The sequence below is a fragment of the Klebsiella sp. X1-16S-Nf21 genome, assembly GCF_002837615.1.
Lineage (GTDB): Bacteria > Pseudomonadota > Gammaproteobacteria > Enterobacterales > Enterobacteriaceae > Klebsiella > Klebsiella variicola.
In genome coordinates this window covers 1-14662 of sequence record NZ_PJDK01000105.1, presented here as the reverse complement: position 1 = coordinate 14662, position 14662 = coordinate 1, and the positions used below count along the sequence as shown (strand labels likewise).

The 14662-nt window shown below is 54.6% G+C and carries 12 protein-coding genes and 3 pseudogenes; 4 read left to right on the top strand and 11 right to left on the bottom strand.

Annotation, left to right across the window (positions count from 1 at the left end; genetic code table 11):
* Nucleotides 1–1014, top strand: a 1014-nt coding sequence (locus tag CW267_RS27695) for a type 1 fimbrial protein (protein ID WP_165787477.1), incomplete at its 5' end; no start/stop codon positions are given.
* Nucleotides 1015–1068: 54 nt separating this feature from the next.
* On the opposite strand, the gene actP is transcribed toward CW267_RS27695, so the two are convergent.
* The 3 genes from actP to acs all read right to left on the bottom strand — a co-directional run bounded on the left by actP (nt 1069) and on the right by acs (nt 5174).
* Nucleotides 1069–2721 carry a cation/acetate symporter ActP gene (gene actP / locus CW267_RS27690; protein ID WP_024623073.1) on the bottom strand — a complete coding sequence of 551 codons (1653 nt, stop codon included), beginning with the start codon at nt 2719–2721 and terminating at the stop codon, nt 1069–1071.
* The gene (locus CW267_RS27685) at nt 2721–3032 is read right to left on the bottom strand and encodes a DUF485 domain-containing protein (RefSeq protein WP_004177812.1); all 312 of its coding nucleotides are present in this window, start codon (nt 3030–3032) and stop codon (nt 2721–2723) included. The genes actP and CW267_RS27685 overlap by 1 nt, the downstream gene beginning before the upstream one ends.
* Nucleotides 3033–3215: 183 nt before the next feature.
* The gene (gene acs, locus CW267_RS27675; protein WP_008807262.1) at nt 3216–5174 is read right to left on the bottom strand and encodes an acetate--CoA ligase; all 1959 of its coding nucleotides are present in this window, start codon (nt 5172–5174) and stop codon (nt 3216–3218) included.
* A gap of 100 nt (nt 5175–5274) precedes the next feature.
* Here acs and CW267_RS27670 point away from each other — a divergent pair.
* Both CW267_RS27670 and gltP read left to right on the top strand, forming a co-directional pair.
* Nucleotides 5275–5475 (top strand): annotated as a pseudogene (locus tag CW267_RS27670) (hypothetical protein).
* 111 nt (nt 5476–5586) lie between these two features.
* Nucleotides 5587–6900 (top strand): glutamate/aspartate:proton symporter GltP, encoded by a 1314-nt coding sequence (gltP, locus tag CW267_RS27665; RefSeq protein ID WP_012543161.1) that lies wholly within the window; start codon nt 5587–5589, stop codon nt 6898–6900.
* A gap of 34 nt (nt 6901–6934) precedes the next feature.
* On the opposite strand, the gene CW267_RS27660 is transcribed toward gltP, so the two are convergent.
* Both CW267_RS27660 and fdhF read right to left on the bottom strand, forming a co-directional pair.
* Nucleotides 6935–7621 carry a tetratricopeptide repeat protein gene (locus CW267_RS27660; protein ID WP_008807260.1) on the bottom strand — a complete coding sequence of 229 codons (687 nt, stop codon included), beginning with the start codon at nt 7619–7621 and terminating at the stop codon, nt 6935–6937.
* Nucleotides 7622–7886: 265 nt separating this feature from the next.
* Complete coding sequence (gene fdhF, locus CW267_RS27655; protein ID WP_077598880.1) at nt 7887–10034, bottom strand: formate dehydrogenase subunit alpha; 2148 nt, start codon at nt 10032–10034, stop codon at nt 7887–7889.
* Nucleotides 10035–10306: 272 nt separating this feature from the next.
* Between fdhF and CW267_RS27650 the strand changes: the two genes are divergently transcribed.
* Nucleotides 10307–11035 carry a response regulator transcription factor gene (locus tag CW267_RS27650; RefSeq protein ID WP_008807258.1) on the top strand — a complete coding sequence of 243 codons (729 nt, stop codon included), beginning with the start codon at nt 10307–10309 and terminating at the stop codon, nt 11033–11035.
* Between the two features lie 42 nt (nt 11036–11077).
* Here the strand turns inward: CW267_RS27650 and CW267_RS31505 are convergent.
* The 6 genes and pseudogenes from CW267_RS31505 to CW267_RS27630 form a co-directional block, all read right to left on the bottom strand.
* A pseudogene (locus CW267_RS31505) lies at nt 11078–11161 on the bottom strand (hypothetical protein); the annotation flags it as partial.
* A 324-nt stretch (nt 11162–11485) separates the two neighbouring features.
* Nucleotides 11486–12133, bottom strand: a complete 648-nt coding sequence (locus CW267_RS27645; protein WP_082228430.1) for a transglycosylase domain-containing protein — start codon at nt 12131–12133, stop codon at nt 11486–11488.
* A complete protein-coding gene (locus CW267_RS30200) occupies nt 12112–12618 on the bottom strand; it encodes a hypothetical protein (RefSeq protein WP_142908784.1) in 507 nt (168 codons plus the stop codon). The genes CW267_RS27645 and CW267_RS30200 overlap by 22 nt, the downstream gene beginning before the upstream one ends.
* Before the next feature lie 522 nt (nt 12619–13140).
* Nucleotides 13141–13356 (bottom strand): annotated as a pseudogene (locus CW267_RS27640) (sugar kinase); the annotation flags it as partial.
* Between the two features lie 74 nt (nt 13357–13430).
* Nucleotides 13431–14372, bottom strand: coding sequence for an ABC transporter substrate-binding protein (locus CW267_RS27635; RefSeq protein WP_012543155.1), 942 nt, complete (start codon nt 14370–14372; stop codon nt 13431–13433).
* Between the two features lie 30 nt (nt 14373–14402).
* A partial coding sequence (locus CW267_RS27630) for an ABC transporter permease subunit (RefSeq protein WP_413773664.1) occupies nt 14403–14662 on the bottom strand: 260 nt, incomplete at its 5' end.

Genomic DNA, 14662 nt, shown 5'->3' with positions numbered 1-14662 from the left:
GTCTCGATGACTAACTTGCCGGAAAAGATTCTGGTCAACGCCGGGAGCTACACCGCGGGCACCGTGCTGTATGACTCGGGGAAAATTACCCGCGCGCAAACGGAGCTGATTAACTGCGAGGGAAGCACCTACGCGGTGTTTGCCTGGTCCTCGAACAATGCCGGGGCGCTGATAGGGGATAATATCTATGCCACCTCGGTGCAGGGGATTGGCCTCCGCGTCAAGGTGTGGCTCAATATCAGCGGTGAATATGACGGTGATACCGATGATTTCAGCCCCGACTCGCAGGTGCATTATATCGGCGATGTGAATTACTATCTCGGTAAGCCCACCGGCCTGTTTGATTATTATGCCTCGACCCATTACACCCCGGCATATCAGCTGCAGCTGGTGGCCACCGGCGGCGCTATCGCCAGCAACAGTCAATTATCGTTCAGCGATCCGGTGGCTACGGTTTCGGCGAAGGATAGTAAGGCGACGCTCTCCATTTCCCGGCTGCACATCAGCGGCACCACCAGCATCCAGATGATCCCGATGGGGTGTATTGTCGGTAGCAATAATCTCAGTTTTGCCATGGGCAGCATCAATGCCAGCGAGTTCAACACCGCGACGAAGGTGGGGAACGCGCGGCAGTCCCTGACCCTTGCCTGCGAGCCGGGAACCAACGTTTCGATGCGTGTGGCGGCGGCGCAAGCGAGTGGGGATAACCCTGGCAACACGGTGATAGCCTTAACGGCAGAGGAGAATGTTGCCACCGGGGTGGGGGTTCAGTTGAATATGGATGGCGAAGCGCTGCCGTTAAATACCGATATCAGCCTCTATACTTCGAGCCGCACGACGGTGACCAACAGCGGCGCGGACGCCAGCTATAGCTATTTCACCAACCCCGACAGCCCAGGCGGGGCCGCGGCCATGCAGACGCTTGCCTTATCCACTAACTATTACAAGACGGGGAGCGCGGTGACCGCGGGTTCGGCAAACGCCACCGGGGTGATCACCTTAACCTATAACTAAGAGGTCGGGGGTGAGCCCCTTCTCCGGACGGCGCCGGGGAAGGGGAGAGAACGATTAATGCGCCTGGCCGCGTTCGATACCGATCCCGGTTTGTGAACGGATAAACTGGGCGCGGAACTGCTCGCGCTCGCGCATCCCTTCCGGTGAGTTATCGGTGGCGGAGAAGACCCAGATACCGATGAACGCGATGGCGATGGAGAACAGCGCCGGATATTCATACGGGAACAGCGCTTTCTCATGGCCGAGGATCTGCACCCAAATGGTCGGGCCGAGGATCATCAGAATGACCGCAGTCAGCAGGCCCAGCCAGCCGCCGACCATCGCGCCGCGGGTGGTCAGCTTCGACCAGTACATCGACAGCAGAATAATCGGGAAGTTACAGCTGGCGGCAATGGAGAAGGCCAGGCCGACCATGAAAGCGATGTTCTGATTTTCAAACAGAATACCCAGCAGAATGGCCACCACCCCGAGGATCAGCACGGTGATCTTGGAGACCTTCAGCTCCTGACGCTCGGTCGCGCCCTTGCGGAAGACGTTGGCGTACAGGTCGTGCGACACCGCTGAGGCGCCGGCGAGCGTCAGGCCAGCCACCACCGCCAGGATAGTGGCGAAAGCGACCGCGGAGATAAAGCCGAGGAACAGATTGCCCCCCACCGCATCCGCCAGATGTACCGCCGCCATGTTATTGCCGCCGATAAGCTGTCCGGCCGCGTCTTTAAACGCCGGGTTCGCGCCGACCAGCATGATGGCGCCGAAGCCGATAATAAAGGTCAGGATATAGAAATAGCCCATAAAACCGGTGGCGTAGAAGACGCTTTTACGCGCTTCTTTGGCATCGCTCACGGTAAAGAAGCGCATCAGAATATGCGGCAGGCCGGCGGTACCGAACATCAGACCCAGACCCAGAGAGAGAGCTGATATCGGATCTTTCACCAGTCCGCCGGGACTCATAATCGCCGCCCCTTTCGGATGGACGGCCATCGCCTCGGTAAACAGGTTATTGAAGCTGAAGCCGACGTGCTTCATGACCATAAAGGCCATAAAGCTGGCGCCGCACAGCAGCAGAACCGCTTTAATAATCTGCACCCAGGTGGTTGCCAGCATGCCGCCGAACAGGACATAGAGCACCATCAGCACGCCAACCAGCACCACGGCGACATGGTAATTGAGGCCGAACAGCAGCTGGATCAGCTTGCCGGCGCCCACCATCTGCGCGATCAGATACAGCGCCACCACCACCAGCGATCCGCAGGCGGAGAGGGTGCGGATCGGCCCCTGCTTCAGGCGGTATGAAGCGACGTCAGCAAAGGTATAGCGGCCAAGGTTGCGCAGTCGTTCGGCAATCAGAAACAGGATAATCGGCCAGCCGACGAGAAAGCCCAGCGAGTAGATCAGGCCGTCGTAGCCTGAGGTATACACCAGCGCGGAAATACCGAGGAACGACGCTGCCGACATAAAGTCGCCGGCAATCGCCAGCCCGTTCTGGAAGCCAGTAATATTGCCGCCGGCGGTATAATAATCGCTGCGCGAACGTACCCGTTTTGAGGCCCAGTAGGTGATGTAAAGCGTCAGGGCGACGAAAATCAGGAACATGACAATCGCCTGCCAGTTGGTCGGCTGGCGCTGTACCGCGCCGGTAATGGCGTCTGCCGCGTGAGCGCCGAGGGGCAGCAGCGTGGCGGCGAGCGCCGTCAGGACTCTCTTGATCATGCTTTTACCTCGTTGAGAACGCTCTTGGTCAAACGGTCGAATTCACCATTGGCCCGCCAGACATAAATACCGGTCAGGATAAACGAAATGACGATCACGCCAATGCCGAGCGGGATCCCGCGGGTGACGCTGGTACCGGCGTGCAGCGGAGTGCCGAGCCAGCCGGGCGCGAAGGCGATAAGCAAAATAAAGCCCACGTAGATCACTAACATAATCACTGACAGAATGGCGGCAAACCGTTGCCGTGATGCAACTAACTCCCTGAAATGCGCACTATTTTCTATCCGCTGACAAAGTTGTTCATTCATCTTAGCGTCTCCAGAGGTCTCCCTTTCGTCATCCACTCAGCGGACGCTGGCGACAGCAACCCCTCCGGCGATGGAGCCGGGATACGGTTTGCTGACGGCGTTCCTGCGAGTGGAATCCTGGGGGAGGGACTTATTTTTATCCTCTCCCCGGCGGGGGAGAGGGTGTAGGGAATCGGTCCTTGCTTACGATGGCATCGTTATGGCCTGCTTCTCTTCGAGCAGTTTTTCCACGACGCCAGGATCGGCGAGCGTCGAGGTATCGCCGAGGTTGCTGGTGTCGCCCGCGGCAATCTTACGCAGAATGCGACGCATGATTTTGCCCGAGCGGGTTTTCGGTAGCGAATCGGTCCAGTGCAGCACATCCGGCGTCGCCAGCGGGCCGATCTCTTTGCGCACCCAGTTACGCACTTCGGCATACAGCTCCGGCGTTGGTTCTTCGCCGTGATTGAGCGTCACGTAGGCGTAGATGGCCTGGCCTTTGATGTTGTGCGGGATCCCCACCACCGCCGCTTCAGCGATTTTCGGGTGCGACACCAGCGCGGATTCAATTTCCGCGGTACCCAGACGGTGGCCGGAGACGTTCAGCACGTCATCCACGCGGCCAGTGATCCAGTAGTAACCATCTTCATCGCGACGCGCGCCATCGCCGCTAAAGTACATATTTTTGAAGGTGGAGAAGTAGGTTTGCTCAAAGCGCTCATGGTCACCGAACAGGGTACGCGCCTGGCCGGGCCAGGAGTCGGCGATGGCAAGATTGCCCTCGGTGGCGCCATCCAGCGGCAGGCCTTCGTTATCCACCAGCACCGGCTGGACGCCGAAGAACGGACGCGTCGCGGAGCCGGCCTTCAGCTCGATTGCGCCCGGCAGCGGGGTGATCATAAAGCCGCCGGTTTCGGTCTGCCACCAGGTGTCCATCACCGGGCACTTCTCGTTACCGATCTTCTTCCAGTACCACTCCCATGCTTCCGGGTTAATCGGTTCGCCGACCGAGCCGAGAATGCGCAGCGAGGAACGGTCTGTGCCTTCGATAGCTTTGTCGCCTTCCGCCATCAGGGCGCGGATAGCCGTCGGGGCGGTATAGAGAATGCTGACCTTATGCTTATCGACGACCTGGCACATACGCGCCGGGGTTGGCCAGTTCGGTACCCCTTCGAACATCAGGGTGGTGGCGCCGCAGGCCAGCGGACCATACAGCAGATAGCTGTGGCCGGTGACCCAGCCCACATCGGCGGTGCACCAGTAAATATCGCCCGGATGGTAGTCGAAAACGTATTTAAAGGTGGTGGCCGCGTAGACCAGATAGCCGCCGGTGGTGTGCAGCACCCCTTTCGGTTTGCCGGTGGAGCCGGAGGTATAGAGGATGAACAGCGGATCTTCGGCGTTCATCTCGACGGGCCGGTGCTCGGCGCTGGCATTGGCCATCAGGTCGCTCCACCACAGGTCGCGGCCTTCCTGCCAGTCGATTTTGCCGCCGGTACGTTTCAGGACCACGACATGCTCAATACTGTTGACGTTCGGGTTTTTCAGCGCGTCATCAACGTTTTTCTTCAGCGGGATGGCGCGACCAGCGCGCAGCCCTTCGTCAGCGGTGATCACCAGGCGCGAGCTGGAGTCGATAATGCGTCCGGCCACCGCCTCCGGCGAGAAGCCGCCGAAAATCACTGAGTGGATAGCGCCGATGCGGGCGCAGGCCAGCATCGCCACCGCGGCTTCCGGCACCATCGGCATATAAATGGCGACCACATCGCCTTTTTTAATCCCAAGGTCGAGCAGCACATTGGCGAAGCGGCACACGTCCGCATGCAGTTCACGGTAGGTGATGTGCTTGCTCTGGCTGGCGTCGTCGCCTTCCCAGATGATGGCGGTTTGATCGCCGCGCTCGGCGAGATGGCGGTCGAGGCAGTTGGCGGCGAGGTTCAGGGTGCCATCTTCATACCATTTGATGGAAATATTACCCGGCGCGAAAGAGGTGTTCTTCACGCGGGTATAGGGGCGTATCCAGTCAAGGATCTTGCCCTGCTCGCCCCAAAATGTATCAGGGTCGGTTATGGATTGTTGGTACTGCGCCTTGTACTGTTCCGGGTTAATCAGGCAACGTTCCGCGATATTAGCGGGAATAGGGTGTTTGTGTATTTGGCTCATGGCTTTTTTTCTCCTTTGAACTTGTTAAATATATGTCAAACAAACGTTAAGAGTAGGGGTTTTGACAGCTTTGTTTGTTAATTGGGGGGCAGATCACGCAATGATTCAACTGAGTGAAATTTCATCAAATGAAACTTTGAAGTGAAATAATTACGTAAATGAATTTATAGAAACGGAAGGTGTGAAATATTTTTTATTACAAATACTTATGCATTGTAACTGGGGAAAATTCGTGACTTTATGCAGAAAACCAGAAGAAAGCCCTATTCTTAAAGGCTTGCGCAGCATGCCGTGCAAATGATACTGATATTGCGCGTTAAATAACCCCACAAAGCAACGCAACACAATTCATACCCCCTGCAGTGGGTACCATGACGAAAAGGAATGGTGCCTTTCATTGAGGAAGTCAGTAGTGAAGAAAACGAAAAAAGTCAGTCTGGCCTGGCAAATCTTGCTAGCCCTGGTGCTGGGTATCCTTCTGGGCAGTTATCTGCATTACCACGCCGAAAGTCGCGATTGGTTGATTAGCAATTTGCTGACGCCGGCGGGCGATATCTTTATCCATCTGATTAAAATGATCGTGGTCCCGATTGTCATTTCGACCCTGGTGGTCGGGATTGCCGGCGTGGGCGATGCCAAGCAGTTAGGCCGGATCGGCGCCAAAACCATTATCTATTTCGAAGTGATCACCACGGTGGCGATCGTGCTGGGTATCACCCTGGCCAACGTCTTTCAGCCGGGGACCGGCATTGATATGTCACAGCTGGCGGCGGTTGATATTTCGAAATATCAGAGCACGACTGCCGAGGTGCAAAGCCATGCGCATGGCCTGATGGGCACTATCCTGTCGCTGGTCCCGACCAACATCGTGGCGTCGATGGCGAAAGGCGATATGCTGCCGATTATCTTCTTCTCGGTGCTGTTTGGTTTGGGGCTCTCCTCGCTGCCGGCGACCCACCGTGAGCCGTTGGTGACGGTTTTCCGCTCCATCTCCGAAACCATGTTTAAAGTCACCCACATGGTGATGCGCTATGCGCCGATCGGGGTGTTCGCTCTGATTTCGGTGACCGTCGCCACCTTTGGTTTCGCCTCGCTGTGGCCGCTGGCCAAGCTGGTACTGCTGGTTTACTTCGCGATCCTGTTCTTCGCGCTGGTGGTGCTGGGGATTGTCGCGCGTCTGTGTGGCCTGAGCATCTGGATCCTGATCCGTATCCTGAAAGATGAGCTGATTCTGGCCTACTCCACCGCCAGCTCGGAGAGCGTGCTGCCGCGCATTATCGAGAAGATGGAAGCCTATGGCGCGCCGGCGTCGATCACCAGCTTTGTGGTGCCGACCGGTTATTCCTTTAACCTCGATGGCTCAACGCTGTATCAGAGCATCGCGGCGATCTTTATCGCCCAGCTGTACGGTATCGACCTCTCTATCTGGCAGGAGATCACCCTGGTGCTGACTCTGATGGTTACCTCGAAAGGGATCGCTGGCGTGCCGGGCGTCTCCTTCGTGGTGCTGCTGGCAACCCTGGGTAGCGTCGGGATCCCGCTGGAAGGCCTCGCCTTTATCGCCGGCGTCGACCGTATCCTCGACATGGCGCGTACCGCGCTGAACGTGGTGGGGAATGCGCTGGCGGTGCTGGTTATCGCCAAGTGGGAGCATAAGTTCGACCGCAAAAAAGCGCTGGCGTATGAACGCGAAGTGCTGGGCAAGTTTGATAAAACCGCCCAATAAAACACAAAGCCCGGCGCGAACGCCGGGCTTTTTCTTATCCTTTACTGATCCGGTCAAACTCTTCGCAGCCGGTATCAAACCCCTCCAGGCAGCTGACGTTAAGCCAGTGCAGCGCCTTCTGCTTATTCGGTTCGATAAAGCCTTTCTCTCCCTGCTGGAACATCATCCCGGCCCAGTATTCGGCATAGCCGGTCCGTGAGAGCGCCGAGCTGCCTTTGAAGTATTCGCTCGCTTTCACATCATCTTCCGGGCCGTGCACGCCGCTGGCGTAGATCAGCCCCAGCAGCATCTGGGCGTCCACCGCTGCATCGCTTTCGCTATCCCGGGCGGCATCCTGCAGCAGCGTGATGGCGTGCGCCACATCGGTGGGGCCAGCCTGACGGTTCACCAGCACCCGCGCCAGAACGATCTCCCCGGATTTACTGCCGACCTTGACGGCTTTTTCCGCCAGCTGGCGGGCCTGCGGATAGTCCGCCTGCTGAGGGTTGCGAATTTTGAGCTGCGCCAGCAGCGCCAGTGCATCGCCATCGCCCTGGGCGGCGGCCTTCTGCGCCCAGTATTCGGCTTTCTCATAATCGCCGGAGCTGACCCAGGTATCGGCAAGGTAATATTGCGCGCGTCGATCGCCGGCTTCCGCCTGCTGTTGATACTGGCTGCCCGGTTCGGTGGCGACCGCTGCGCCGCTGGTGAAAACCAGTAGAAATAAAAAGAGGTATTTCATTTGTATTTATTATCAGCAAGGAACATAGCGCGCAGTATAAAGGGAGGCGAAAAAGAAGAAAATGGCGGGAATTAGCGGGGTAAATACCCGGAGAAGGCGCAATGCGCCGCCTCCGGGGAAAATCCCCGGTGGCGCTAACGCTTACCGGGGCTACAGCGTTGTGCGATTTGGTAGCCCGGAGAAGGCGCAATGCGCCGCCTCCGGGGAAAATCCCCGGTGGCGCTACCGCTTACCGGGGCTACTCAATGGTACAAAGGTTCGAACCTTAACCCATTGCGCTTTCGCGCAGGCGGGCTTTCAGCTTGTTGTACTCGTCGATCACGTACTGTTCCGCCGCGCGCTGATCGGCAATCCGCTCAACGTTGACCGCGCAGTACTTGTACTCCGGCGTTTTGGTTATCGGACTCAGGTTCTCTGAGACCAGCTCGTTACAGGCACCGATCCACCACTGGTAGGTCATATACACCGCGCCTTTGTTCGGCCGGTCGCTGACCTGCGCGCGGGTGATGATCCGACCCTTACGCGAATTCACCCACACCAGCGCTTCATCTTCGATGCCTAACCGTTCGGCGTCGGCGGTGTTGATTTGCGCATAGCCAGGTTCATCCGCCAGTGCCGCCAGCGCCGCGCAGTTACCGGTCATTGAACGACACGAGTAGTGGCCGACTTCGCGCACCGTCGACAGCACCATTGGGTACTCGTCGGTGAGCTTATCGATCGGCGCGACCCAGTCGCAGGTGAAGAACTGCGCCAGCCCGTTCGGGGTATCGAACTTCTCTTTAAACAGATACGACGTCCCCTGGTCGGCGTCGGACTCATCGCGGCATGGCCACATGACGTAGCCGAGTTCGCCCATTTTCTCATAGGTGGCGCCGTAGAAGTCCGGGCACAGATGCCGCAACTCATCCCAGATCTCCTGGGTATTGTTGTAGTGCATCGGATAGCCCATCCGGGTGGCGATTTCGCTGATGATCTGCCAGTCGGTTTTCAGGTCCCACTTCGGCTCCACGGCTTTAAAGAAGCGCTGGAAGCCGCGGTCCGCTGCGGTATACACGCCTTCGTGCTCGCCCCACGATGTGGACGGCAGGATGACGTCGGCCGCGGAGGCGGTTTTGGTCATGAAAATGTCCTGGACGATAACCAGTTCCAGATCGTCGAACGCTTTGCGGACCGCCGAGAGTTCGGCATCGGTCTGCAGCGGATCCTCACCCATGATGTACGCTGCCCGCACTTCACCGTGCGCCGCGCGATGCGGCAGCTCGCTGATGCGATAGCCGGTATGTTCCGGCAGGCTGTCGACGCCCCAGGCTTTGGCGAACTTCTCGCGGTTCTCCGGGAATTTGACGTACTGGTAGCCCGGATAGGTATCCGGCAGCGCGCCCATATCGCAGGCCCCCTGGACGTTGTTCTGGCCGCGTACCGGGTTGACGCCGACGCTCGGCTTGCCGAGGTTGCCGGTGAGGATCGCCAGGCTGGTCAGCGACCGGACCGTCTCCACGCCCTGATAGAACTGGGTGACACCCATGCCCCACAGGATGGCGGCGGATTTGGCGCTGGCGTACATCCGGGCGCAGGCGCGGATCTCCTGGGCGCTAACCCCGGTGATCGCTTCCACCGACTCCGGCGTATAGCCTTCAACGATTTTGCGATACTCCTCGAAGCCCTCGGAACGGCTGGCGACGAAGGATTTATCGTACAGATCCTCTTCAATAATCACGTGGCCAATGGCGTTGAGCAGCGCGATATTCGAGCCGTTCTTCAGCGCAATGTGCATGTCGGCGATGCGCGCGGTTTCAATTTTGCGCGGGTCGCAGACGATGATTTTCGCCCCGTTGCGTTTGGCGTTAATGACGTGATTCGCCACGATAGGGTGGGAATCCGCCGGGTTATAACCGAAGATAAACACCAGATCGGTGTTATCAATCTCCGTGATGGCATTACTCATGGCGCCGTTACCGACCGACTGGTGCAGACCTGCAACCGAAGGGCCGTGTCAGACGCGAGCGCAGCAGTCGACGTTATTGGTACCAATAACGGCGCGCGCGAATTTTTGCATCACATAGTTGGTTTCATTACCGGTGCCGCGGGAGGAGCCGGTGGTTTGGATCGCATCCGGGCCATATTTGGCTTTAATGGCGCTGAGGCGAGTGGCGACGTAATCCAGCGCCTCATCCCAGGAGACAGCTTCCAGCTTGCCGCCGCGTTGACGACGGATCATGGGGGTTTTCAGGCGCGGCGTCAGGATCTGGGTATCGTTAATAAAGTCCCAGCCATAATAGCCCTTCAGGCACAGGGTTCCCTGGTTGGTTTTCCCCTGCGCCGCTTCAGCCCGAACGATTTTGCCGTTATCGACCACCAGGTTGATTTTGCAACCTGATGCGCAATACGGGCAAACCGTGACGACTTTTTTCATCGGTCTTGCTCCAGTTATTCAATGGGCGCGTTTGCGCTATCGCGCCGTCACTATGCATCTTCTATGCCATATTTTCATTGTGGATATTCCTTGATGATACGCGGCTTTTTTGGGCGAAATGCTGACGAAAAACAGCCTGTCGACAGATTTGACGTGTCGATACGCCGGAGATGTGACGGCGCTTGAAAAAATGTCACCGGGAGAGGAATTTGTCGGCGCAGGCTTGCAGAATCGATCAGACTGACACTAATTCCCCGCGGGCAGAGGCAAAGATGAAACCAGTCATTTTGGTGGTGGATGACGACATAGCGATGGGCGAACTGCTCAGCGATGTGCTTGGCGCGCACGCGTTTGAAGTATTGGTCTGCCAGACCGGCGGCGACGCGCTGGCGAGGGTGGCGCAGCGGGCAGACATCGCGCTGGTTTTGCTGGATATGATCCTGCCGGATACCCATGGTCTGCAGGTGCTTCAGCAGCTGCAGCGCACGCGGCCTGAGTTGCCGGTGGTGATGCTGTCTGGTCTGGGCAGTGAGTCTGATGTAGTGGTGGGCCTGGAGATGGGCGCCGATGATTACATCGCCAAACCTTTCAGCTCGCGGGTGGTGGTCGCCCGGGTGAAAGCGGTACTGCGACGCAGCGGGGCGCTGGCCGGCGAGACGTCGGGCGTCGGCAGCGGCCTGACGTTTAACGGCTGGCGGCTGGATACCACGCGCTGCGAACTGTATAACCCGCAGCAGCAGGCGATCCCGCTGACCCAGGGAGAATATGGCCTGCTGCTGGCGCTGGCGCAGAACGCGCGCCGGGTATTGAATCGCGAACAGCTGCTGGCGCTGACTCATAATGAAAGCACTGAGGTATTCGACCGGACCATCGACGTGCTGATCATGCGCCTGCGCCGCAAAATCGAGTTAAACCCGCATCAGCCGACGTTGATTAAAACCCTGCGCGGTCTGGGCTATGTCTTTTCCGCCGATGTGACCCACAGCGATAAGGCGGCGTAGGGCGGGTTTGCTGCCTGACCGGCCCGCCCGGCGCTGGAGTATCTAACCATTCTGCAACTGAATAAACGCCAGCAGCTCAGGGAGCGTTTTGGCGCCTTCGATCGCGTTGGCGGCCTGCAGGCTGGCGTGTGTATGGTTCAATTATGCAGAAACAGCAAATGCAGCTACTAACAAATTTAGACCTAAGAGTGGTAGCCGTTTCAATAGTAGAGCAACTGAAGTCGAAGAGGTAAGGGAGCAATTAGGCATTTAAATTTTGTTTTTCGACTTAAGAATATAAAAAAAGATAAGTGAAGAAAGAACTCTTAAATGATTGATAATAAAATAAGTATCAAATTAAAATCTGAATAGAAAGTGGAAAAATGAACGAGCTAAACAAAACATAATAATTGGAAAACGGGCTGAAAGCTACCATTGTTAAAATTCAATGAAAGGAGTTGTAATTTTTATCTATAATTTATGCTTTGAATTGTTACGTAGAAAAATTGATATTTTTTTACCTTTTTTATGATGTAAGTGTCTGAGATAAAAAATTCGTTGGTGGTATTTCATCTCGGTTCTAAGATCAAAGTTTTTTCTGAATGGGTATTTAATTCTGGCGATTATACCATATTCACAAATATTTTCCTCCTTGGCTAAAAGTTTATCAATTCCATAAGTGTTATAGCCATAATAGCAACATGATATGTAGCACTTACAAATATCATTTGGCGTTGATACACGCCTTATAAGAATAGCTAGTATTTGTTCCCTGAGCTTTCTCCGTATTGTTTTCTCATATCTTTTAGTTATTGTTCTAACAAGTTGCTGATCAATTGTGCTTGCTCCTTGATGTGTATTTTTAAATGTTTTTAGATAGATTGCTCTAATAATAGCAATTGGATCAATACCCATATGTAGTAAGTGACGATGGTCTTCAGCCACTATTAATATAGAAATCAGCGACGAGGCTATTTCATTTTTTGAATTGATATTTATATAATCAATACATTTTTTATAATCATTGACTATGCTTTTAACTCTAATTTTCGTAACTACAAAAGTTAGTAACAAATAAGGTACTGATAGAATTAAAATCAAAAAACGTTTCGCTTCCATTTGACATTTCCTGAGGAATCTGCAGCAGTCGACCAAAACTTTCCATACATAACTTCGGTATTTACTTTACGGAAATATAATAATATTGTATATTCTCTTCTTTCCCCATTTATTTTTATATTCAGGGATGCATGGTTAGGTCTCAAGTAATTTCTTTTAATGATTCCACTCACTTCACCAATATTCCTTTGTTTACCAATGTAATTTCTTATAAAACAATTACTTTCGATATCTCGTATTTTCTCGATATGTCCTTCAATTACATTGTTATCACAAATTAAAATCAAGTTATAATATGATATTAAATTTATATATGGATTATAAGCAGAGTTTAATGTTGTACACTCTATTTCAAAGACGCCAGAAAAATTTGGTGGTTTTTTTATATATTCTTTAAATACGAATATAAGGAATGCGGCAAATAAAGTTGCTATAGTACCACTAAGAATTGAATTTTCAGATATATATGTAGCAAAATCTTTCATCCAAACCCAGACGATTGTACACAAATTAGTTAATTGCTCCATAAAGATACCCAAGTTATCTGAACACAAAAACTGTGACTTAGAATGTAACATTTAATAACAAAAAGCAATACAGACTACGAGAATTAGGTTGTAGAAGCTTCGGCCACGGCATATCCGTTGAACAGAATGACGGAAGCAGATATGCATTGTCTGACAGTACCGCTAGCTTTGAGGATGCTGTTCCCAAATATAATTTGCTCAACAAAGCCTATTTCTTTTGATAATGATCAAGAAGATGTAGTCGTTGTTTACTCTATCTATTGACAAAATTATAGGGATAATGAAGAAGACACCAGTACGGGATTTCAGTCTCAGAAGCAGATCATGCTAAGCCCAATGGAAGAGATGAAGATTCCTATCTCGCTGTAAAGCAATCTTCTTAGTGGAAAGGTAGAAAATTGAAGAAATAGATATATAATACAAAATAAAATCGGGAAAATTTCATATTATTGATTTTATTAAAAATTTGATGGGATTTTAATCGCCGTCGTTATCCTCGCCAATCAGGCCAACCGCCTGCAGCGGCAGTCCGGCATGCATTTTAGCCAGGGTCAGCAGGACATTCAGCGGGGCGCCGCCGGTGGCGCGTTCGCTATGGACAATTTCCACCAGCCAGCCGCGCTCCGGCCACTGCCTGATCTGATGGACATGATCGACCAGCATGTTGCCTGCGGCAATAATCCCTTTACGTTCCATGATCGCTACTCCGCGCCGTCATACTCGTTAAGCGTAGCGCACAATCGGCGGAACGATTGTGCGCCGGGTTGCGCTTATTTCACGGTCCAGCCTTTGTAAGAGCTGACGTTGTTTTTGTCGATCATCGTCACCGGGATTAGCACAGGCGCGGTCGGCGCCGGTTTGCCCTGCAGGATGTCGTAGCCAATCTCCACCGCCTTCGCCGCCATCACCTGCGGATCCTGCGCCGGCGTCGCGACGAACAGGGAGTTCTTACGCTTCAGCGCCTCTTCGCCGTCCGGGCTGCCGTCGACGCCCACGATGAAGAATTCGCTACGCTGCGCCTGTTTCGCCGCCAGATCGGCGCCAATCGCCGTCGGATCGTTGATCGCGAACACGCCGTCAATCTTCGGATTGGCCGCCAGCAGGGAGGTCATCACCTCCAGGCCGCCTTCCCGGCTGCCTTTAGCGTTCTGGTTGGAGGAGAGGATTTTTATATCTGGGTGTTTTTTGAACTCCGTTTCGCAGCCTTCGACGCGGTTTTGTACCGCAGATACCGGCGGCCCGTTGATGATCACCACGCTGCCTTTGTTGTTCAGGCGGTCGCTAATGTATTTACAGGCCAGCTCGCCCGCCTGGGTGTTATCGGAGGTAATGGTGGCGTCGGCGCCTTCGGCGGCGACGTCAACCGCCACCACCACGATCCCGGCCTCTTTGGCCCGCTTCACCGCCGGGCCAATGCCCTTCGAATCGGCGGCGTTGAGGATGATCATATCGACTTTGGCGGCGATAAAGTTATCGATCTGCGCCACCTGCTGGCCCAAATCGTAGCCGCTGGAGACCAGCGTCACTTTGACATTATCTCCCGCCAGCTTGCGGGCCTCCAGCTCCGCCCCTTTGGTGATCTGCACAAAGAACGGGTTGGCAAGGTCGCCCACTGTCACGCCAATCGCTTTCAGTTCTTTGGCCGACGCAAAGGGGGAGGCGGCCAGCAGCGCGCCAGCACACAGCGCGGTCACTATCGGTTTTAAACGCATTCGCTTTTCCTCGCAGGTAAGATGGTGTTGTTATGCACTTTGATGGTGTCGGGTACGGTATTTGTCGATCAGCACCGCAATGATGATCACCGCCCCTTTGATCACCAGTTGCCAGAAGTAGGAGACCCCCATCAGGGTCATGCCGTTATTGAGGGTGGCGATAATCAGCGCCCCCACCAGCGTACCGGTGATGGTGCCGATACCACCGACGAAGCTGGTGCCGCCGAGAATGACCGCGGCGATGGCATCCAGTTCGTAGCCGACGCCGAGGTTGCCGTTGGCGCTGTATA